Source organism: Microbacterium sp. PI-SA-G (assembly GCF_057215335.1).
This window is the reverse complement of record NZ_CM170103.1, coordinates 3,396,802-3,416,460: the sequence shown is the minus strand read 5'-3', so window position 1 is coordinate 3,416,460 and position 19,659 is coordinate 3,396,802. Positions and strand designations below refer to the sequence as shown.

The 19,659-nt window shown below is 64.3% G+C and carries 18 protein-coding genes and 1 pseudogene; 13 read left to right on the top strand and 6 right to left on the bottom strand.

Translation table 11 applies throughout. The features are described from left to right. Window positions 1-6 precede the first annotated feature (6 nt). From AC2D10_RS16875 to AC2D10_RS16850, 6 genes and pseudogenes are all read left to right on the top strand, one after another. Window positions 7-690: a hypothetical protein gene (locus AC2D10_RS16875; RefSeq protein ID WP_484709278.1), complete on the top strand. Its 684-nt coding sequence runs from the start codon at window positions 7-9 to the stop codon at window positions 688-690. Between the two features lie 12 nt (window positions 691-702). Beyond that, a pseudogene (locus AC2D10_RS16870) lies at window positions 703-1,875 on the top strand (M23 family metallopeptidase); the annotation flags it as partial. An 8-nt stretch (window positions 1,876-1,883) separates the two neighbouring features. Continuing rightward, window positions 1,884-2,150, top strand: a complete 267-nt coding sequence (locus tag AC2D10_RS16865) for a DUF6112 family protein (protein ID WP_484709277.1) — start codon at window positions 1,884-1,886, stop codon at window positions 2,148-2,150. Between the two features lie 192 nt (window positions 2,151-2,342). Next, window positions 2,343-2,615 (top strand): DUF6112 family protein, encoded by a 273-nt coding sequence (locus tag AC2D10_RS16860; protein ID WP_378821424.1) that lies wholly within the window; start codon window positions 2,343-2,345, stop codon window positions 2,613-2,615. 34 nt (window positions 2,616-2,649) lie between these two features. Continuing rightward, the gene (locus AC2D10_RS16855) at window positions 2,650-4,017 is read left to right on the top strand and encodes a conjugal transfer protein TrbL (RefSeq protein ID WP_484709276.1); all 1,368 of its coding nucleotides are present in this window, start codon (window positions 2,650-2,652) and stop codon (window positions 4,015-4,017) included. 6 nt (window positions 4,018-4,023) lie between these two features. Beyond that, window positions 4,024-5,490 carry an SCO6880 family protein gene (locus tag AC2D10_RS16850; RefSeq protein ID WP_484709274.1) on the top strand — a complete coding sequence of 489 codons (1,467 nt, stop codon included), beginning with the start codon at window positions 4,024-4,026 and terminating at the stop codon, window positions 5,488-5,490. A gap of 2 nt (window positions 5,491-5,492) precedes the next feature. Here AC2D10_RS16850 and AC2D10_RS16845 read toward each other — a convergent pair whose 3' ends face one another. Then, the gene (locus tag AC2D10_RS16845) at window positions 5,493-7,214 is read right to left on the bottom strand and encodes a hypothetical protein (RefSeq protein ID WP_484709272.1); all 1,722 of its coding nucleotides are present in this window, start codon (window positions 7,212-7,214) and stop codon (window positions 5,493-5,495) included. A gap of 142 nt (window positions 7,215-7,356) precedes the next feature. Between AC2D10_RS16845 and AC2D10_RS16840 the strand changes: the two genes are divergently transcribed. The 6 genes from AC2D10_RS16840 to AC2D10_RS16815 are packed head-to-tail and all read left to right on the top strand — an operon-like array spanning window position 7,357 to window position 13,070. Then, window positions 7,357-8,121: a hypothetical protein gene (locus AC2D10_RS16840; protein WP_484709271.1), complete on the top strand. Its 765-nt coding sequence runs from the start codon at window positions 7,357-7,359 to the stop codon at window positions 8,119-8,121. Then, window positions 8,118-9,602 carry an ATP-binding protein gene (locus AC2D10_RS16835; protein ID WP_484709270.1) on the top strand — a complete coding sequence of 495 codons (1,485 nt, stop codon included), beginning with the start codon at window positions 8,118-8,120 and terminating at the stop codon, window positions 9,600-9,602. Before AC2D10_RS16840 ends, AC2D10_RS16835 begins: the two co-directional genes overlap by 4 nt. A gap of 35 nt (window positions 9,603-9,637) precedes the next feature. Then, the gene (locus AC2D10_RS16830; protein ID WP_484709269.1) at window positions 9,638-10,171 is read left to right on the top strand and encodes a hypothetical protein; all 534 of its coding nucleotides are present in this window, start codon (window positions 9,638-9,640) and stop codon (window positions 10,169-10,171) included. Continuing rightward, window positions 10,168-12,027 (top strand): type IV secretory system conjugative DNA transfer family protein, encoded by a 1,860-nt coding sequence (locus AC2D10_RS16825; RefSeq protein ID WP_484709268.1) that lies wholly within the window; start codon window positions 10,168-10,170, stop codon window positions 12,025-12,027. The genes AC2D10_RS16830 and AC2D10_RS16825 overlap by 4 nt, the downstream gene beginning before the upstream one ends. A 2-nt stretch (window positions 12,028-12,029) precedes the next feature. Then, a complete protein-coding gene (locus AC2D10_RS16820; protein WP_045263447.1) occupies window positions 12,030-12,485 on the top strand; it encodes a single-stranded DNA-binding protein in 456 nt (151 codons plus the stop codon). Between the two features lie 18 nt (window positions 12,486-12,503). Then, complete coding sequence (locus tag AC2D10_RS16815) at window positions 12,504-13,070, top strand: hypothetical protein (protein WP_484709266.1); 567 nt, start codon at window positions 12,504-12,506, stop codon at window positions 13,068-13,070. A 14-nt stretch (window positions 13,071-13,084) separates the two neighbouring features. Here AC2D10_RS16815 and AC2D10_RS16810 read toward each other — a convergent pair whose 3' ends face one another. Continuing rightward, entirely contained in the window at window positions 13,085-13,441 is a 357-nt protein-coding gene (locus AC2D10_RS16810; RefSeq protein ID WP_484709265.1) for a sulfate permease, read from the bottom strand. A 193-nt stretch (window positions 13,442-13,634) separates the two neighbouring features. On the opposite strand from AC2D10_RS16810, the gene AC2D10_RS16805 reads away from it, so the two are divergent. Continuing rightward, a complete protein-coding gene (locus tag AC2D10_RS16805; protein WP_484709264.1) occupies window positions 13,635-14,618 on the top strand; it encodes a DNA-processing protein DprA in 984 nt (327 codons plus the stop codon). Between the two features lie 3 nt (window positions 14,619-14,621). Here AC2D10_RS16805 and AC2D10_RS16800 read toward each other — a convergent pair whose 3' ends face one another. The 4 genes from AC2D10_RS16800 to nrdE form a co-directional block, all read right to left on the bottom strand. Continuing rightward, complete coding sequence (locus AC2D10_RS16800) at window positions 14,622-14,828, bottom strand: helix-turn-helix domain-containing protein (RefSeq protein ID WP_484709263.1); 207 nt, start codon at window positions 14,826-14,828, stop codon at window positions 14,622-14,624. A gap of 58 nt (window positions 14,829-14,886) precedes the next feature. Further along, window positions 14,887-16,158 carry a tyrosine-type recombinase/integrase gene (locus tag AC2D10_RS16795; protein ID WP_484709262.1) on the bottom strand — a complete coding sequence of 424 codons (1,272 nt, stop codon included), beginning with the start codon at window positions 16,156-16,158 and terminating at the stop codon, window positions 14,887-14,889. A 363-nt stretch (window positions 16,159-16,521) separates the two neighbouring features. Next, window positions 16,522-17,499 (bottom strand): class 1b ribonucleoside-diphosphate reductase subunit beta, encoded by a 978-nt coding sequence (nrdF, locus tag AC2D10_RS16790; protein ID WP_484709261.1) that lies wholly within the window; start codon window positions 17,497-17,499, stop codon window positions 16,522-16,524. Between the two features lie 32 nt (window positions 17,500-17,531). Next, window positions 17,532-19,631, bottom strand: a complete 2,100-nt coding sequence (gene nrdE, locus AC2D10_RS16785; protein WP_484711864.1) for a class 1b ribonucleoside-diphosphate reductase subunit alpha — start codon at window positions 19,629-19,631, stop codon at window positions 17,532-17,534. Window positions 19,632-19,659 lie beyond the last annotated feature (28 nt).

The following is a 19,659-nucleotide window of genomic DNA, read 5'->3' as shown; positions in this document are numbered from 1 at the left end:
CCCGGCATGAAGCACCTGAAGGCTCCCCGTTCACGCCGCACCCTGGTCGCACAGATCGCCGTCGCGGTGATGGCCGTTCTCGTCGTCGCTGTCGGCACCTACGGACTCATCACCGGATCACCCGAGCCGGAGGACTCGCCGGAGCCGACCTCGTCGAGCGCCGCGCCGACCACCGAGCAGTCTCGTCGACCTGCCACCACGGCACCGCGACTTCCGACGATCCTGCCCTCTCGAGATGCAGAGACGTTCGCAGGCAGCGTCGCGACGGCGCTGTTCACGTGGGACACCGGCATCGGTTTCGTTCCGCTCAACTACACCGACGTCATCCTCGACGTCGCCGATCCGACCGGTGCCGAGCAGCCGCGGCTCGCGGCCGACATCGCCACCTACCTGCCGACGCAGAACGCATGGGTGCAGCTGCGTCAGTACGCGACGACGCAACGTCTGGAGATCACGTCGATGTACGTGGCGGATGCCTGGCCTGAGGCGCGCTCGCAGGCACGGCCCGGACAACTCCCCGAAGGCGCGACTGCGTACACGATCGAGGGCATCCGTCACCGCGCTGGCACCTGGAACGGCGATCCGATCACAGCTCAGCAAGAGGTAGCGCTCACCGTTTTCATCGCTTGCCCGACCGATGACAATTGCTACGTTCTGCGGCTGTCCGAGCTGAACAACCCGCTCCGATAGGACGGCCGACTCATGCTGAAGAAGCTCGCGATCGCACTCATCGGACTCGTGTTCCTCGCGCCGACACTCGGACTCGTCGCGGTCGGTCTGGTCGCAAACCCCGCCGTCATTGCGTGCCTCGCCTCGACGGGTCTCACCGTCGGCCCCATTCCGGATTCGCTTGTGGTGACGACGGCGAACGGAGGGACCTTCACACTCAATCGGCAGCAGCTCACTCACGCGGCTACGATCATCTCTGTTGGGTCGCGGATCGATGGCGTCACCCCCGATGGCGTCCAGATCGCGCTCATGGCTGCGCTCACCGAGTCAACGCTGCGGCAGCTGGCGAACACGAGCACCGACCCAGAGTCCGGCGACTATCCGAACGATGGAAACGGATCCGATCACGATTCGCTCGGTCTGTTCCAAATGCGCCCGCAATCCGGATGGGGATCGGTCGCCGAGTTGATGGATCCGGAGTATCAAGCTGCGGCGTTCTTCGGCGGACCGACGGGACCGAACTATCCCTCCCCGCGTGGCCTGCTCGATATCCCCGACTGGCAGAACTTGAGCAAGGGCGAAGCCGCGCAAGCGGTTGAGGTATCCGGATTCCCCGACCGGTACAACAACTACGAGCCGGTCGCCGAAAAGATCCTCGCGACTCTCACTAGCGTCACCTCGCAACTTGCCGGGAGCACTCCTGCGCCGACCGCGAGCGCTGCGGAGCCGGCCCGCGTCGTGTTTCCATTGCCGGAGGACACCTGGGTACTCACCGGCAACTTCGGCCCGCGAGTCGACCCGTTTACCGGAGAGAGCGCCTTCCACTCCGGCACCGACCTCGCCGCGCCGGATGGAACGCCGATCCTCGCGGCCGCGGACGGAGTCGTCACAGTCGCCGAGTTCTCCGGCGGATACGGCGGGCTCATTGTGATTGAGCACCGCATCGACGGCGTCACCGTTGCGACCGCGTATGCGCACATGTGGCAGAGCGGCATCCATGTCACCGTCGGCGAGCACGTCATCGCCGGTCGACACATCGGCGACGTCGGCTCCTCCGGGCGCTCGACCGGCGCACACCTGCACTTCGAAGTCCGTCCAGGTGGCACGAAGGCCGAGGCGGTCGACGCCGCAAAGTGGCTCAACGACCACGGCGCCGCAGACCTCCCAGAGCCCACCGCAGGCGCCGGGTGCTCGGCACTGGGAGGGGGCCAGTGATGAACGTGTTCCCCGACTTCGGTGGTCTCGGCGGTATCGATGACCTCAAAGTCGCCATCGGTGCTGCACTCACGATCATCCTGATCGTCGCCGTGCTCATGATCATCATCTCCGCGATCGTCTGGGCGATCGCTACTTGCACCGGCAACCCCGCTCTTGCGGCGAAAGCGCGCAGCGGGGTCTTCGTCGCGCTCGGTGCAGCGGTGCTCGCTGGCGGGTGCGTGTCCTGGATGAACTGGCTCATCAGCGTCGGCGAACAGCTCTGACCTCATCGCCCCGTGTGCGAATCGGCATGCGACTGGTTACGAGACCCAGGAGCGAAGCCTCAAAGATTCCGGTGGTGAGGCGCTGCACACCTGGCTCTCGACCATCTTTCGCCTACCGCCCGTGGCTGGCGGTGTTGATGCCAAGGAGCCACCGTGTTCGAACTCATCGCGACCGTCGCCACCGCCCTGCCGATGGACATCGACATCACTCCGAACGACTCCGGTCTACCCGGGATCGCGCAGCTACGCACGATCGTCGGCGCCGTCATGACGGTCGGGCTCGTCCTGTCCGTGCTCGCGCTGATCGTGGCCGCGATCGTCTGGGGATTCGGGTCGAACTCGTCGAACCCGCACCTTGCCTCACGAGGCAAGCTCGGCGTGCTCGTCTCCTGTGGTGCTGCGGTCATCTGTGGCGCGTCCGTGACGTTGATCAACTTCTTCTGGAACGTCGGACAGCAGGTCTGAGGCCACTGGGTCGTAACCCGTTGGGAACCCCGCGATGAGTGTCTGCGATATCCCCGTCATCTCCACCGTGTGCGATGCCGTCGGCGAAGGCGCGGCTTCGCTGGTGTCCGCCCCGTTCGATTGGCTCGCCGCCACAATGGGACAAGCTGCCGGATGGCTCATCGAAGCCATGTGGGCGGTCTTCGACAGCACCACTCTCGTCGACGTCCAATCCTCCGGATACCTCGACGTCTACAACCTGCTCTTCGGCATCGGCGTCTTCATCGTCCTGCTGTTCTTCTGCTTCCAGTTGGTCCTAGGACTCATCCGGCGCGAACCCGCTGCGCTTTCCCGCGCCGCGCTCGGAGCTGCCAAAGCAGTACTCGGTTCCTTCGTTGTCGTCACGCTCACCGCGACCGCGCTGGAGATCGTCGACCAACTCTGCGTCGGCATCGTCCAGGCCGCAGGGGAAACGACCGTGACCATGGGCGACAAGATCGCGCTCCTGACCGCAGGTCTCACCACCATCAACATCGCGGCCCCCGGCGTCGGCGCGATCATCACGATCTTCCTCGCAGGACTCATGATCTGCGCGGTCGCCATCGTGTGGTTCTCGCTCCTGATTCGCAAAGCCCTGCTGTTGGTGGCCATCGTGCTCGCGCCCATCGCGTTCGCGGGCGCGGCGTGGGATGTCACCCGCGGATGGATTGGGAAGTGGGCGGCGTTCGTCCTCGCGCTGATCATCTCCAAGCTCGTACTCGTCGTCGTTTTCCTCATCGCGATCACCCAGGTGTCCACCCCGATCGAGGCAGACCTCGCGTCCGTGACCGAGCCGATCGCGGGCATCGTGCTGCTGTTCATCGCAGCCTTCGCGCCATACATGGTCTACCGGTTCATCTCGTTCCTCGGCTTTGACCTCTACCATGCGATGGGAAGTGAGCAGGAAGCCAAGCACGCCATTAACCGGCCCGTCCCGGTGCCGTCGAAGCCGCAGGGCGATGGGGTGAAGAAGGTTCTCGACGGGTCCGGCGGCGGTCCGAGCACCACTCCCCCCGCGAGCACTGCACCGAGCACGACGGCGTCGGCTGGCGCCTCTCCCAGCGGCACTGCGGCTGGCACGAGTGCGGGCACTGGAGCCGGAGCTGGCGCAGGTGCCGGAGCTGGTGCTGCTGCGGCGGCCGGGCCCGCTGCAGCTCTGGTCATTGGCGCCGAAGTCGTCAAAGGCGCCGCGACTACTGGACCGAAGATCGGCCAGTCCATCGGTGGCACCGCCGAGACAGCTGCGGTGAGCGCGGGAGACCCGGGGACTCCGGCACCTGAAGCATCCGCGACCCTGTCGCCTTCCACACCGCAGCCGTCGGCCCCGCGCGCAGATCCCGCTCCGCCCAGTCGGTCGCGACCGCAGCCTTCCGGGAAGGAATGACGCATCATGCCAAATGATCTCGACGACCGACGAGCCGGAGACCTCGTCCCGGTGAAGTTCTCTCGATTGACGCGACGGGGTGTCCTCTTGGGCCTGTCGCGCTCGCAGCTGATCGCGCTCGGAATCGGCATCGGCACACTCGTGTGGGCGTTCTACGCAGGAGGTGGCATCCTCATTGCCTTCTCCGCTCCGGTCTGGGTCGCCGCTGTCTCGGTGGCATGGATCCGTATCGCTGGGCGCGCGATCGTCGAGTGGATCCCCGTCGTCTTCTGGTGGTTGTGGAAGACCACGGGCGGGCAGTTGCTCTATCGTCGACGCGTCGTGAAGCCGCGCCCTGCCGGATCGCTCACGCTTCCTGGCGACATGGCGCGGTTGCGTGAGTACGATGATCCCGCCACCGGTGCCGCGATGGTGCATGACCCGACCGCCGCAACGCTCACGGCGATCGTTTCGGTCTCGCATCCTGCTTTCGTGCTCCTCGACCCCGGTGAGCAGGAACGTCGAGTCAGTTCTTGGGGACGTGTGCTCGCGACGATGTGCCGGTCCGGTCGAATCTCGATGCTGCAGGTGCTGGAGCGCACCCTGCCCGACTCCGGGACGGGCCTCGCCGAATGGTGGGCCTCGCATGGCACAGCGGATGCATCGTGGGCCTCGACCACGTATGCCGAGCTGATCGAACGGGCAGGGCCAGCCGGAGAACGCCACGCCACCACGCTGTCTCTGTCGCTCGACATGCAAACGGCGTCGCGGCAGATCCGCACGGCCGGTGGCGGCATCCGCGGTGCCGCTGCCGTGCTTCGCCAAGAGATGTCCGCGCTGGTGGCCGCGCTGCGCTCCGCCGACCTCTCGCCGTCTTCATGGCTCTCGTGCGGGGAGATCGCGGTGATCCTGCGCTCCGCATACGACCCCGCCGTTGCAGCGACACTCGAACGCCACGGTGAGCTCGGGCAATCGCTCGCGACCGCGGGACCGGTGGCGGTGAACGAGTCGTGGTCGAGGCTTCGCACTGACTCGGCGTTCCACGCGGTGTTGTGGATCTCGGAATGGCCGCGGTCGATGGTCTACCCGGGCTTCCTCGCGCCGCTGCTGCTGTCGACGGGGATCCAACGGTCGTTCTCGCTGCTGTGCACGCCGATGCGCTCTGATCAGGCGGCACGCGACATCCGGAAGAAGAAGACCGAGCACATCTCGGACGCAGCCCAACGCCAGCGGATCGGCCAGATCGAGGATGCATCGCAAACGGCGGAGTTCCAGGACGTATTGCAACAGGAAGCCGATCTCACCGCCGGACACGGCGTGCTCCGCTACACGGGGCTCATCTCGGTCTCAGCGCGCACCGCGGACGACCTCGATGCCGCGGTTGCCGCGATCGAGCAGGCCGCGATTCAGTCTTCATGCGAGACGCGGCTCCTCGTCGGACAGCAGGCCCAGGCGTTCACCGCGGCGGCGCTGCCACTCTGCCGAGTCGTCTAGCTTCAACCCTCAGGGCGGTTTGCCTCCGCCTCAAGGCTGGGTCCTTCTTCGCGCCCGTTCGGCGATGCAGCCTCAACCTGGAGAGGTTCGCCGGAGCCGAGCTTCAGCTTGACCCCGAGCGATGTTGATAGCTGATCAATGTGTGCCGAGTCCGCGGCTGCGGGAAACATCCACCGGATGTCGCTTTGCTCGGTCGCGACGTTGATTGCGGGCCGGACACTGTCCTTTTGGTTTTGGCGCGGACGCACGTACCGGATCTCACCCAAAGAGATCACGTCTCGAAGCTCGCCCTCCCTGAGCAGGAATCGAGGTGTCGCGGTCAGCACGCGCTGGTCCGTGACAGCTACGAACGTACTGGATGCGAAGACCTCTACGACAGCGCTCAACTTGCCCGTCCCGAGCGCATCCCAGGACGCGTCCACGCTCTTCGCGAGGATCGGTGGCATCGCGGCCGCGACGCCACGCGCCTCGTACGGAAACGCTATGCCGTGCCAGATCTCGTCGCGGTTCAAGTACCACCGCAGCACACGCAGATATGGCTCGAGGTCGAGATCTTCCGGCACGCAGAGAATCCCCGGTACGTCCGGCATATCGACGGGGATCTGGATGCTGTTCGCGAGCGGCTCGACGGCGCCCAGGAGCTTTTCGCAAGTCAGTCGCGCGGCCTTGGCGTCTTTACGCTTCTTCGTGAGCGGTACTGTCGCACGTCCTGGAAGCTCCGCGATGATCCGCAGTTCGCGCACGAGAGCCTCGGTGAGGTCACCGATCTCCTCACGTGCCTTCTGGATCTCAATGGGCGTGCTTTGAGTAATCCGCTCGAAAAGCTGTGCTTCGCTTACATCGGTGGCGCTGCGAGCCCGCGCCCGCATGGCCTTGACCGCCTGGTACTCCCCATAAGCCTTCAACGATCCAAGCAGCGCGTACGTATCGAAAACCATCGCCTCGGCATTTGATTCGAGGTACTCGTGACGAGATCGCCCCTGGAGCACACGGAGCTCCTTGACGTAGCCCGACACGTTCCGCCGATAGAGCTTCATCTGCTTACGGAGAGCCGGGTAGCTCGCAGCGATCGACTCCCACACCGAGTCCGGGACCGACTCAATGCTTCGTACGTGATCGGCCGCTTCGTCGACCGCCTCGATCAGTGCTTCCAGCTCGGACCACTGCTCGTTCCGAATGGTCTTCAGAGTCTCCGTTGTCAGCGCGATGTTCGTACGCACCAAACCAGATATCTCGCCGAGCTGCATCTGAAGCGCGAGCATGGCGACCGCCGGGCCGATTGCCGCTATTGCGGTTGCCGCCGTCATCGACGCTGGAATGAAGCGCGCCTGAGCGACAACCTGTCCATTCTTGAAGATGGCGCCGAGCTTCGCGCCCTCCTTTGCCGCAAGCTGCCCCCCACTCTGGAGGATCGACAGCGTCGCTTCGTTCACACGGTACAGCCCTTGGGCGCCCGCGATGGCTTCACCAACGTTGCCGACGATGGTCCCGACGTTGCCCAGCGCTCCGAGCGCGGAGTTGAGCTGGGTCCTGTCAAAGGAGGGGATAAAGTCCATCTCGAGAAGTTCTAGACCTTCTGGAACGTCTCCGAACACGACGGCCATACCGGGGCTGATCTCGACAAGCGTTGTGGAGGTCGCGATGTCCAACTCGGTTCCGTCATCCGAAGACGACTCATCGACGTCGCCAGAGGTGTCGTCCGGATCTTCTCGTGCCTCATCCATCGCTGGCTGCTTTCTCTCCATTGGACGGATCAGTGGTCACTATCGTCATCTGTTTCCGCAAGTATCGCAGGAGCGTACGACATCGCATGGCGAACGCAGCGCACCTTCTGGGCATCCACAGCGAGCGACTTGGAGGCCCCTGATGTCCACGTTCTACGATCCCGGCGCCGGCGAGGTATCCGATGCGTTGCGCAGGCTCGCGCATGCGACGCGCACGTTCGAGAACCCGCAAGACATCTACGGCGTCCTCGGCGACCTCCTATCGGGCGTGCGGTCACTGCGGCAGGTTCTCGATCAGCTAGCTGACGTACATGGCGACAACCGCTTTCGCGCGTTCGATGACCACGGCGACCACGCGGCCGGGTCGAGGAACGCACTGGCCGCTGCTGATGAACTGCACCAGGCCGCGAGCTTCATCGACCAAGCCGAAGACCGACTAAACGTCGCAGTATCCGCGGCAAGTCGTGTCGCCTGGCTCGATTCTCTTGCGCCAGCCAACGCCCCAGCGCAGCGTTGGCTCAGTGTCGTCTTCCTGCAAGGCGAAGAAGCTGACGAGGTGCTCGATATGATCGACGCCGACGGCGCCGCCGCGGGACTGAATCTTCTGAAGAGCTGGGACTATGGCGACGAAACCACGAGCGCCGCGATGGAGAACGGCTACGTCTACGACGTACCCCCGAGCGGCCCGCTGGAGAACGAGACCCGCGAGGGCGACTACCACCTTGCGTACAGTCACAGCTTCGAGAACGTCGCCCTCTATCGGCTCCACCACGTCGAGCCGATAGACGCGCTGCAGGACGATTCCCGCCGCCTCGGCGGACGTTCAGCGACCCAGCAGCAGCCGGCGTCGTGGTTCGAACCGGCGAACATCGCGACTCTCAAGCAGCAGCGGAGTTTGGGACTGTGAGTCGGGATGACGCCGAGCGACTCCATACCTCGGTGCTCGTCGCTCCGAAGTTTGAGAAGAGTCGACTGCGCAAGCAGCGCCAACGAGCCGCCGTGAAACTGCGGACTGACCAGCAGCACTCTCAACGACACGAAGCCCACGCGAAGCACCTCGCAAAGCTGGCCGAACGCCGGGCCACCACGTACCTTCCTGCCGCCGGTGAGCCCGGCCCAGCGCAGCTCCGATCATCCGGGAAGTTCCGCTTGCGCCGGCATCAAGACACGTCAGCGACCCTCGCTCGTGCGTATCCATTTCTTGCTGAAGGTGGGCTCGGACCCGAGGGCGTGTTCGTCGGCCAGGATCTGTACTCCGGTGGATCCTTCGTCTACGACCCGTGGGTGCTGTACGCCCGCGGCATCATCACCGCTCCGAACGTCGTGCTCGCCGGCATCGTCGGATCTGGCAAGTCCAGCCTGGCCAAAAGCCTCTACACGAGATCAATTCCGTTCGGGCGCCGCGTCTACGTGCCCGGCGATCCGAAGGGCGAACACACTGCTGTCGCCGAGGCCGTGGGCGGACAGGCCATCGTGCTCGGGCACGGGCTCACGACGCGGCTTAATCCACTTGACGAGGGATACCGGCCAGTCGGCATGAGCAACGTGAGCTGGGCGTCCACGGTTGCTTCCCGTCGCCGGGATTTGATCGGCGCGCTCGCGGAGACGGTGCTCGCCCGCCCACTCACGCCGCTGGAACACACCGCGATCGATACCGCGCTGACCGAGGTCGTGCGGAGCAACGACATCCCGATCCTGCCGATGGTCGTCGAACACATCCTCAGCCCGACCGCACGCACTGACCTTGACGGAAGGCTCGCCGAGGACGGGCGCCTCGTCGGTCATGCTCTCCGGCGCTTGGTGGCTGGAGACCTCGCCGGGCTGTTCGATGGCCCCTCGACAGTGGCCTTCGATCCGACCCTGCCAATGATCTCGCTCGATCTATCGCGAGTGACGGAAAATTCGACACTGGTCTCGGTTCTCATGACCTGCTCCTCGGCGTGGATGGAGTCTGCGCTGCTTGACCCCAACGGTGGCCAGCGCTGGTGCATCTACGACGAAGCATGGCGCCTCATGTCCCACCCGGCACTACTGCGACGAATGGACGCGCACTGGCGACTTGCACGCCACTACGGGATCGCGAACATGCTGATCTTCCACAAGCTGACCGACCTGGAAAACGTCGGCGATCAAGGCTCGGCGATGCGCGCCCTCGCGAACAGCTTGTTGGCAAATGCCGAGACGAGGATCATTTACCGTCAGGAGTCCGACCAGCTCGGCAGCACTGCGAGAACACTCGGGCTCACGGGCACCGAGCAGAAGCTGCTTCCGGGCCTCGGGTTGGGCCAGGGGCTGTGGCGCATCAAGGACCGATCTTTCGTGTGCCAGCACCAGCTCCATCCAGCCGAGTTGGAACTCTTCGATACGACCGGGCGCATGACCGGCTGACCCGACGCGAGGAGCCGCTCGCGCACCTGCGTGGCATGAGCAAACGCAGCGCAGGAGGCTTCCCGTTCAACGCGTCCGTCAACTTCCCACTCGCCAGCATCCGCGTTGACGAGGGAGGCCTGATGCGCGTCACCCATAACGGACGCAACTTTCCGCCTCCGAGCGCAGGCACCGAATGGAGTCGGGCGCGGTTCGGTGAACTACTCGATGCGCTTTCTGACCACCGCACTCGCACCATCCGCGTCAAGGTAAGAGAGCACGACGGTTCCCTCTTCACCGACATCATCCACGCCACAAGACGCGAGCACACAGACGTCGATTCCCCGGCGCCTGGTGTAGCGCGGCGAGCGCGGCATCGGCCGACCCACCTGCTCTTCGAGGTCCGAGGGCCCGGGTTTATCCCCGGTGAAGACATCACCGTTGCTCTCTCGATCTCCGGCGCGGAAGCCTCGGCCGAAGGAACCGCTCGTGCCGTCATCGATCTGAGCGAGCTGGGTGACCACCGGTCCGAGATCCTCCTCATCGGCCGCGTCTCGGGAGTCGTCATCTCGGAGTTCGTCCAGTCATGAGTACCTCCCATGCGCCGGGCCGGGGCCGCGGAGACGAACTCACCAATGCACTGACAATCGGGCTCGTCGCGTTGTTCGGCGTCGCCGCGGTCCTTCGTGGCGCGGGGTCCGTGGCTGCTGCGCTCGCTGGAATCGAGCAACCGCGAGTCGAGATCAGTGGCGGTGTCCGTGTTTTGTTCGACCCTGCCGATCCCGCCGCGGCGCTCGAAGCGCCGGGGCTCACTGCGGTCCTCTACTGGACGGTAGCAGCGCTCATGCTCGGTCTACTCGGCGCAGTGATCGGGTGGGCCTGGGTGGTGCTACGACGCCGCTCGATCGACATCAACGCTGACCCGCGTCGACTCCAGGGCACGGCCAGCGCGCACGAGATCGCGTCCCGCGCATCCATGAAGGCACTCCTCCGCCGCGCTGTCACGCTGCGCCCGTCCCTTGACCATCCCAGGCCCGAGGATGTCGGCTATCTGCTCGGGCGATCGCATGGCAAGCAGATCTGGGCGAGCGTTGAGGACTCTATCCTGCTGATCGGGCCGCCTCGATCTGGCAAGGGTCTGCACATCGTGATCCCGGCGATCCTCGATGCGCCCGGAGCGGTCGTCACGACTTCAACCAGACCCGACAACCTCACCGTGACTCTCAAGGCGCGCCAGCGGATCGGTCCTGTCGCGGTCTTCGACCCCCAGCACTTGGCCGCAGGCATCCCCGCAGGTCTGAGATGGTCACCTATCCGCGGGTGTGAGAATCCGCTCACCGCGATGATCCGTGCCACTGGCCTCGCTGCCGCCACCGAGCTGTCGTCTGGCGGCGTTGAGGGTGGAGGGTTTTGGGAGGGCAAGACCCGCATTGCGCTCCAGACCCTCCTGCACGCCGCGGCACTCGATCATCGAAGCCCGACGGAGCTGTTCCGGTGGACACTCGACCCCGCCGCAGCGGCCGAAGCTGTCGCGATCCTGACCGGCTCACCGCTGGCTGCGACCGGGTGGGCCGAATCACTGGAGGCCATGCTTGATGCCGACCCACGCACGCGTGACAGCATCTGGCAGGGCGTGTCCCTGGCGCTTGCCGCACTCGCCGATCCCCGAGTGCTGGATGCCGTCAGCCCATCCGAAGACGAACACTTCGACCCCGAGCAGTTCATTCTCCGCCGAGGCACGCTCTACTTGCTCGCGACCGGAGCTGGCGCCGGAAACAGCGCTGCGCTCGTCGCTGCATTCATCGAAGACATCGTCGAAACCGCACGTCGCATGGCTGCGCCATCACCCGGCGCACGGCTTGATCCACCCCTGTTGCTCGCACTCGACGAGATCGGGAACCTCGCACCCCTGCCGTCACTTCCCACGCTCATGGCTGAAGGCGGCGGCACGGGCATCACAACGATGCCCGTGCTTCAGTCGCTCGCTCAAGCGAGAGACAAGTGGTCGGACAACCAAGCTGCTGCGATCTGGGACGCCAGTATCGCGAAGATCATCCTCGGCGGCGCGTCCAATTCACGCGACCTCCAGGACCTCTCCACGTTGATCGGCGAGCGGGACGAGTTCACCGACTCCGTGACCCTCGGCGACTACGGCTCACGCTCCAACCAGCGCTCCGTCCGCCGTGTCCCGATCTTGCCGCCCGACCGCGTCCGCACCCTCCCGTTCGGCACCGGCGTCATCTTGCTCCGATCGGCTCCACCGATCATCACAGACCTGCGTCCGTGGCCGAAGCGCGCTGACGGCGACAAGCTCCGACTCGATCGCGCGGCCGTGGAAGCACTCATGGAGGGCCCCACGACGAATCAGACCGCTCCGGGGAGGAACGCGCACCTACCTGATGCAGTGGCAGAACAAACCCGGCCACCTGACCAGATAGGGAGTTGATCATGTCGATCCACACGCAAGAGTCCGTCTCAGGCTTCGTCGCCTCAGAGCCGCAGCTGACGAACTCCACCAGCGGGAACCCGCGCCTCTACTTCCGCTTCGGACAGGAGCACTTTCGTCGCGAAGAGGACGGTACCTTCACACAGTTGGAGACGAGCTACCACCACCTCGTCATGTTCGGACGCTCGGCCGAACGCACATCCGCAAAGTTCGCGAAGGGCGACAACTTTCTCGCCGAGGGATACCAGCGGCCTGTGAGCTACGAGCGCGAAGGTCAGACAGTCGAAAGCGAAGAGTTCGTCGCGAAGCGCATTGGTCACGACACCGCACGCACCCGGTACGACGTCGACCGGTCACCTCGAGGTGCCGACCGGAACCGCGCGGCCAGCGAGCCTAGTCGTGCGTTTGACCCCCGAGCGCAGCCAGCCGTGAGCAACGCCCCGTCCCTCGGTCGCTAATCCAACGGGAACGTAACCATGGACGACGACAACGCCCTCAACGAGGGCCCCGAGAGCATGCACGCTGAGCCGCTTGAGCCCGATCTCGTTGCGGAGCCACCGCACCCGATCAACTGGAACTTGCTCACCTCGCACGACCTTGAGCAAGAACTCCTCGAGCTCAACCGCTGGGTGAACTGGCTCCGGCTGGAGTACGGCATCCCGGCGGCAGTGATTCCGCCGCTTTGGCACCGCCATCCAGAGCTGGTCTGGGAGCTGTCAGCGCTCCACCTGCACTGGCTCTGCGCCTACGACGCCGAACAAGACGGATCGGCACCGCTGGGCTGGCATCGCGACTTCGCGGATGCTCGCCAGCGTTTGCGCGATTGGGTCACGGTCAGTGGCACCCGCCTCGACCGGGACCGTCCGATGCGGCAGACTGTATGGCCGGGGGAAGACCGCACCGTCGACATCGTCGAGCATGTCATCGCTGACCGAGACGCCGACTTCGTCGAGTTCATCATCGAACAGGTCCAAGCGCGCCAGGCCGCAGAGGATGCGTTCTTCGCCACTATCGACGAACGCACCGGCGAGATCCCTGACTGAGATCGGTCGGGCGTTCAGGCCGCGACAAGCTCGACGGCTGCGTTCGCCCGCTCGGACACGCGCCTCGCGACGGCCTCGCGACGCCGAGCACGGAGCAGGAGCACCGCGGCGACGGGTCCCGCCACGATGAACTTCATCGCGTTCCACAGGCACAGCAGGATGATGAGGTTCAGCCACCCCGGGGCGCCGTCACTGATCGCCGCGGAACACAGGCTGGCCGCGATCAAGTAAGGCACTGCGAGGAGCATCGCAGGAACGCCCCACTTGAGTCCGCGGCGACGTCGGATGCGGCCAAGAACGATGTTCGTAGGTGCGCACCGCTGCAGGACAGCATGGATGAAGATGCTGACCGTCCAGATCGAACGAATCATGATGGGCCTCTCGTCACACGTCGTTCTCCGTCGAGGAAGCAGCATGTGTGTCGAGTGCCCGTGGAGGGCCGCCACGAAGGGCCTGCAGAGTTGTGAACCTGCTTCGCCTTCCAGGGTACGCCTGCTCTTCAGGAGCCAAAAGGGCTGATCCTGCTCACCTTCCTATCGAGATCTCAACGCCCAGGAGGCTGTCATGCCCACGCTCTCGCACCTCGCCAAGGATGAGCGGAGTGCCCGTATGGTGCTCGCGCTGATCGGCGCTCCCAACGACACCGTGACCGGTGGTCTCCTCATGAGAGTCGGCGCGGTCGACCTGATCTCCCTCATCGAGCGTGACTCGTCGATCCCGGGTCTGGATCGTGTGGAGGCCGCGGTATGGCGACATCGCTTGCGATTGACTGCGAACCCTGATCACGTCGCATCGGGCATGGGCTCAGGAGGCGACTACCGGGTGCTGATCCCCGAGGATTCCGAATGGCCACCGGCCCTCAACGATCTCGGGGCACGGACCCCGTACGCGCTTTGGACGCGGGGACGTACTGAACTCCTCACCGCACCGCTCGCCCAGCGCACTACTGTGACGGGTGCACGGGCGGCAACTGGCTATGGTGTTCACGTCGCCGAGGAACTCTCCGGTGACCTCGCCGAGAGCGACAGAGTCCTCGTCGCCGGTGGTGCTTACGGAATCGAGGGATCCGCACACCGCGCGGCACTCATGCACGGAGACAACACAATCGCGGTTCTCGCTTCTGGCGTCGACCGCGCGTACCCCGTCGGTCACGCAGACCTGATCGAGAGCATCGCACACCGAGGGCTTGTGCTCACTGAGGCGCCACCTGCATCCGCTCCCACACGGCAGCGGTTTCTCGATCGTTCACGCATCCTCGCCGCGATGTCGGGAGCGACCGTCATCGTTGAAGCGGGATTCCGCTCGGGCACATTGCAGACGGCGAGAGAGGCTTCATTCCTCGGACGGATCGTCGGCGCCGTTCCGGGACCGGTGACGAGCGCTGCCAGCGCCGGTACGAACCGTCTCCTTCAAAACGGTCGTGCCCGTGTCGTCACCTGCGGACCCGATGTCGTGCGAATGCTCGGGAACAACACGAGCGCCCCCGAGCGGAATGCGATCCGCCCGGGGGCACCTCATGTCGTCTCGCCGAACACTCGAGTGTTGTAGCGGTCACCCTGCCGTCGGGATCTCTACGACGAGACTCCGCCGCAGCTCGTCAAGGTCGACGCGGATGAGTCGTCCGACCCGGTATCCCCGGACAGTGCCGTCGGAGATTCGACGTCGGATCGTCTTGACCGAGACACCCAAGCTCTCAGCCGCGATCGCCAGGGAGGCCAATCCGGTGTCGTGCTCCTCGGAGCGAGTTCGAACAGTCATGGCGCTACCTCCCCGTGAGTGGACTCGTGTCACTTCACAGGTGTCCGCGCCTGTCCGCTTAGGTCTCCTCATCCTCCTTCAGCGCGCGGGCGATGTTCTCGGCAACTCGGTCGCTCATTCGATTCGCCAGCTCGCGATCACGGTCCAGGGTGGCGTGCTGGTACCGCAGCACGATTCGAATATCCGCGTGCCCGCCCCGACGCATCAGCTCAGCGAGCGTCGCACCTTCCTGAGCGAAGATTGTCAGGCCCGTGTGTCGCAGGTCGTGAAAGCGGAAGCGATGCGGCAAGCCGTCGACGCCGTCTCGCGCGTCGGCCCAGACGTACCCCCAGCGAGTGCTCGAGAGCGGCATACTGCCCCTGACGCTCGCCGGAACGACCGGCGCTTTGGCTTCGCCGTCGACGTTGTCGGCCAGATGTTGCTTGAGTCGAACGGTCATGAGCTTCGGGATACTGAGCGACCGTTTGCCTGCATCGCTCTTGGTGTCGGTGTAGTCACCAGTGTTGGCGTTCAGCTGACGACGCACATGCAGGGTTGCGCTGCCGTCATCGTGCCACTCGATGTCGCGCCGTTGGAGTCCCAGGCACTCCCCGCGACGCAGCTGGCACCAGGCGGCAAGCGGCACCATGATCGCCCACTGCTCGGGAACCGCCGCGTAGAGCGCTTCGACCTGCCTGGGCGCCACGACATCCTCACCTTCGTCGTGGTCAGAATCGTGACGCACCGACTCCTGACGCGGAATGGAGATGCTCGGTGCAGCAGGGATGATCCCGTCGCGGGCCGCCTGGCGCAAGATCATCATGAGCACGATCAACACCGGCCGCGTGATCCCGTTGAACTTCGACTTGGGATTCAACGGCGCAGGGATCTGGTCGAGTCGCTGCGTCATCACTCGGATGCGGTCCACGTCGATCTCCCTCACCGGAGTGTCACCGAACTCCGGAATGAGGTAACCGCTGACCTTGCTCTGATACGAGCGGACGGTTGCGATTGCCCGAATCTTGCCGCTGCGATTGCGCTCTGTCTTGATCATCTGTACCCATCGCTCCGAGTACTCCTCGAACCCCATCGACCGCGCATTCTCCGCAGCGGCTTCGGCGCGGTTCTGTGCCGCTACGGCCGCTGGCGGTATCCACTGGCCGAGCGAGATTTTCGTGTGCACGGCGGCAAGCCATGTCCGCGCGTCCGTCTTCGTGAGGAACGTCAGCGCTTTGTCATCGTCGGTCCGGGCTGTGTGCGTCTCTCCATCTGGCCCCGAGTACCGAACTTGCCAACGCCCCGACGGAAGCTTACGCAACCGTCCCCAGGCTTCGCGCTTTGCTGTGCTCATCGTGCTCTCCCGTGGACTCGAACGGACGGGCGTGGACCGTCGTGCCCCTCCGTGCCCCTCGATTCGCACGGACGCCGAGTTCCCCAGGATTCCGCGGGACTTGAGCCATTCCATACGACACAAGGGGCACGATGGGGCACGAGCCCTGAGGTACGCCGGGCACGCGATCGGTCCGGTGGACACCTCCTCGTACAGCTCGAAGGTGCGCTTGTGCCCTCCGCGTGCCCCACCGAATGGGTATTCCTGGTCATCTCTGTCCTCCTTTGTCATTTCGAAGAGGGCACGAAAAAGGCCCGGAACCGCGAGATCTCGCGGTTCCGGGCCTTTGACCAGCTGTTTCGCTGGGATCTCAGAGAGTAGTTCTCAGAAGTCCCAGTCGTCGTCTTCCGTGGCCTCGGCCTTGCCGATGACGTACGACGAGCCCGACCCCGAGAAGAAGTCGTGGTTCTCGTCGGCGTTCGGCGAGAGCGCCGACAGGATAGCCGGGTTCACGTTCGTGACCGACGCCGGGAACATGGCCTCGTAGCCGAGGTTCATGAGCGCCTTGTTGGCGTTGTAGTGTAGGAACTTCTTGACGTCCTCGGTCAGTCCGACGCCGTCGTAGAGGTCCTGCGTATACTGCACCTCGTTCTCGTACAGCTCGTACATGAGCGAGAACGTGTAGTCCTTGAGCTCATCGCGCTCGGCCTGCGAGACCTTCTCGAGGCCCTTCTGGAACTTGTAGCCGATGTAGTACCCGTGCACGGCCTCGTCACGGATGATGAGGCGGATCAGGTCGGCGGTGTTCGTGAGCTTCGCCCGGCTCGACCAGTGCATCGGCAGGTAGAAGCCCGAGTAGAACAGGAAGCTCTCGAGCAGCGTCGAGGCGACCTTGCGCTTGAGCGGGTTGTCGCCGCGGTAGAAGTCCATGACGATCTGCGCCTTGCGCTGCAGGTTCGGGTTCTCGACCGACCACCGGAACGCCTCGTCGATCTCCTTCGTCGACGCGAGCGTCGAGAAGATCGAGGAGTAGCTCTTGGCGTGCACCGACTCCATGAACGCGATGTTCGTGTAGACGGCCTCCTCGTGCGGGGTGATCGCATCGGGGATCAGTGACACGGCACCGACGGTCGCCTGCACGGTGTCGAGCAGCGTGAGACCGGTGAAGACGCGCATCGTGAGCAACTGCTCGTCGGGAGTCAGCGTGTTCCACGACTGGATGTCGTTGGACAGCGGGATCTTCTCGGGCAGCCAGAAGTTGTTGACGAGGCGGTTCCACACCTCCACGTCCTTGTCGTCCTGGATGCGGTTCCAGTTGATCGCCTGCACGTGGTCGACCAGCTTGAGGGATTCGGGTGTCATGTCTGTGTCGTTTCTTGTCTGTCAGGAGCGGGTCAGAGCATGCACGAGACGCACTCGGCCATGTCGGTGCCCTCGAGCGCCAGCTGACGCAGACGGATGTAGTAGATCGTCTTGATGCCCTTGCGCCATGCGTAGATCTGCGCCTTGTTGATGTCGCGCGTGGTGGCGGTGTCCTTGAAGAACAGCGTCAGCGACAGGCCCTGGTCGACGTGCTGCGTGGCGGCGGCGTACGTGTCGATGACCTTCTCGTAGCCGATCTCGTACGCGTCCTGGTAGTACTCCAGGTTGTCGTTGGTCATGAACGCGGCCGGGTAGTAGACGCGACCGAGCTTGCCTTCCTTGCGGATCTCGATCTTCGACGCGATCGGGTGGATCGACGACGTCGAGTTGTTGATGTACGAGATCGAGCCGGTCGGGGGCACCGCCTGCAGGTTCTGGTTGTAGATGCCGTGCTTCTGGATCGACGCCTTCAGCTCGGCCCAGTCTTCCTGGGTCGGGATGTGCTTGCCGGCGAAGAGCTCCTTGACCTTGTCGGTCTCGGGAACCCAGGCGCGCTCGATGTACTTGTCGAAGAACGCGCCGCTGGCGTATGTCGAGTCCTCGAACCCGTCGAACGACGTGCCGCGCTCGATCGCGAGGTTGTTCGAGGCGCGCAGCGCGTGGAACAGCACCGTGTAGAAGTAGATGTTCGTGAAGTCGACGCCCTCTTCAGAGCCGTAGTACACGTGCTCGCGAGCGAGGTAGCCGTGCAGGTTCATCTGGCCGAGGCCGATGGCGTGCGAGCGGTCGTTGCCGTCCTCGATCGAACGCACGGAGCCGATGTGGCTCTGGTCGCTGACCGCGGTGAGCGCGCGGATCGCCGTCTCGACGGTCTGGCCGAGGTCGTCGGCATCCATCGACAGCGCGATGTTCATCGAGCCGAGGTTGCAGGAGATGTCCTTGCCGATGGTGTCGTACGAGAGGTCCTCGTTGTACGTGGTCGGCGTGTTCACCTGCAGGATCTCGCTGCACAGGTTCGACATGTTGATCCGACCCTTGATCGGGTTGGCCTTGTTCACCGTGTCTTCGAACATGACGTACGGGTAGCCGGACTCGAACTGGATCTCGGCGACCGTCTGGAAGAACTCGCGGGCGTTGATCTTGGTCTTCTTGATGCGCGGGTTGTCGACCATCTCGCGGTACTTCTCGGTGACCGAGATGTCGCCGAAGGGCACGCCGTAGACCTTCTCGACGTCGTACGGCGAGAACAGGTACATGTCCTCGTCGTTCTTCGCGAGCTCGAAGGTGATGTCGGGCACGACGACGCCGAGCGACAGCGTCTTGATGCGGATCTTCTCGTCGGCGTTCTCACGCTTCGTGTCGAGGAAGCGCATGATGTCGGGGTGGTGCGCGTTGAGGTACACCGCGCCCGCACCCTGACGGGCACCGAGCTGGTTGGCGTAGCTGAAGCTGTCTTCAAGAAGCTTCATCACGGGGATGATGCCCGAGGACTGGTTCTCGATCTGCTTGATCGGCGCACCCGACTCGCGGATGTTCGACAGGAGCAGGGCGACGCCGCCGCCGCGCTTGGAGAGCTGCAGGGCGGAGTTGATGCCGCGGGCGATCGACTCCATGTTGTCCTCGATGCGCAGCAGGAAGCAGCTGACGAGCTCGCCGCGCTGCGCCTTGCCGGCGTTGAGGAAGGTCGGCGTGGCCGGCTGGAAGCGACCCGAGATGATCTCCTCGACCAGGGCGACCGCGAGCTTCTCGTCGCCGTCGGCGAGGCCGAGGGCGGTCATCACGACGCGGTCCTCGAAGCGCTCGAGGTAGCGCTTTCCGTCGAACGTCTTCAGCGTGTAGCTCGTGTAGTACTTGAACGCGCCGAGGAAGGTCTCGAAGCGGAACTTCTTCGAGTAGGCCAGGTCGTTGAGCTTCTGCACGAACTCGAACGGGTACTTCTCGATGACCGCACCCTCGTAGTACTCCTTCTCGACGAGGTAGTCGAGTCGCTCCTTGAGGGAGTGGAAGAACACGGTGTTCTGGTTCACGTGCTGCAGGAAATACTCCCGCGCGGCGCGCTTGTCGGCGTCGAACTGGATCTTGCCGTTCGCGTCGTACAGATTCAGCATCGCGTTGAGAGCGTGGTAATCCATGCCCTCATACCCGGGGTTGATCTTGAAA

What these genes read in the sequence shown, in the direction of transcription:
- AC2D10_RS16820 (WP_045263447.1), top strand. Translation starts at nt 12,030, where the DNA reads ATGTCGATCCACACGCAAGAGTCCGTCTCAGGCTTCGTCGCCTCAGAG.
- nrdE (WP_484711864.1), bottom strand. Translation starts at nt 19,631, where the DNA reads ATGGATTACCACGCTCTCAACGCGATGCTGAATCTGTACGACGCGAAC.
- AC2D10_RS16855 (WP_484709276.1), top strand. Translation starts at nt 2,650, where the DNA reads ATGAGTGTCTGCGATATCCCCGTCATCTCCACCGTGTGCGATGCCGTC.
- AC2D10_RS16845 (WP_484709272.1), bottom strand. Translation starts at nt 7,214, where the DNA reads ATGGATGAGGCACGAGAAGATCCGGACGACACCTCTGGCGACGTCGAT.
- AC2D10_RS16810 (WP_484709265.1), bottom strand. Translation starts at nt 13,441, where the DNA reads ATGATTCGTTCGATCTGGACGGTCAGCATCTTCATCCATGCTGTCCTG.
- AC2D10_RS16805 (WP_484709264.1), top strand. Translation starts at nt 13,635, where the DNA reads ATGCCCACGCTCTCGCACCTCGCCAAGGATGAGCGGAGTGCCCGTATG.
- AC2D10_RS16850 (WP_484709274.1), top strand. Translation starts at nt 4,024, where the DNA reads ATGCCAAATGATCTCGACGACCGACGAGCCGGAGACCTCGTCCCGGTG.
- AC2D10_RS16795 (WP_484709262.1), bottom strand. Translation starts at nt 16,158, where the DNA reads ATGAGCACAGCAAAGCGCGAAGCCTGGGGACGGTTGCGTAAGCTTCCG.
- AC2D10_RS16815 (WP_484709266.1), top strand. Translation starts at nt 12,504, where the DNA reads ATGGACGACGACAACGCCCTCAACGAGGGCCCCGAGAGCATGCACGCT.
- nrdF (WP_484709261.1), bottom strand. Translation starts at nt 17,499, where the DNA reads ATGACACCCGAATCCCTCAAGCTGGTCGACCACGTGCAGGCGATCAAC.
- AC2D10_RS16860 (WP_378821424.1), top strand. Translation starts at nt 2,343, where the DNA reads ATGGACATCGACATCACTCCGAACGACTCCGGTCTACCCGGGATCGCG.
- AC2D10_RS16875 (WP_484709278.1), top strand. Translation starts at nt 7, where the DNA reads ATGAAGCACCTGAAGGCTCCCCGTTCACGCCGCACCCTGGTCGCACAG.
- AC2D10_RS16830 (WP_484709269.1), top strand. Translation starts at nt 9,638, where the DNA reads ATGAGCAAACGCAGCGCAGGAGGCTTCCCGTTCAACGCGTCCGTCAAC.
- AC2D10_RS16825 (WP_484709268.1), top strand. Translation starts at nt 10,168, where the DNA reads ATGAGTACCTCCCATGCGCCGGGCCGGGGCCGCGGAGACGAACTCACC.
- AC2D10_RS16865 (WP_484709277.1), top strand. Translation starts at nt 1,884, where the DNA reads ATGAACGTGTTCCCCGACTTCGGTGGTCTCGGCGGTATCGATGACCTC.
- AC2D10_RS16800 (WP_484709263.1), bottom strand. Translation starts at nt 14,828, where the DNA reads ATGACTGTTCGAACTCGCTCCGAGGAGCACGACACCGGATTGGCCTCC.
- AC2D10_RS16840 (WP_484709271.1), top strand. Translation starts at nt 7,357, where the DNA reads ATGTCCACGTTCTACGATCCCGGCGCCGGCGAGGTATCCGATGCGTTG.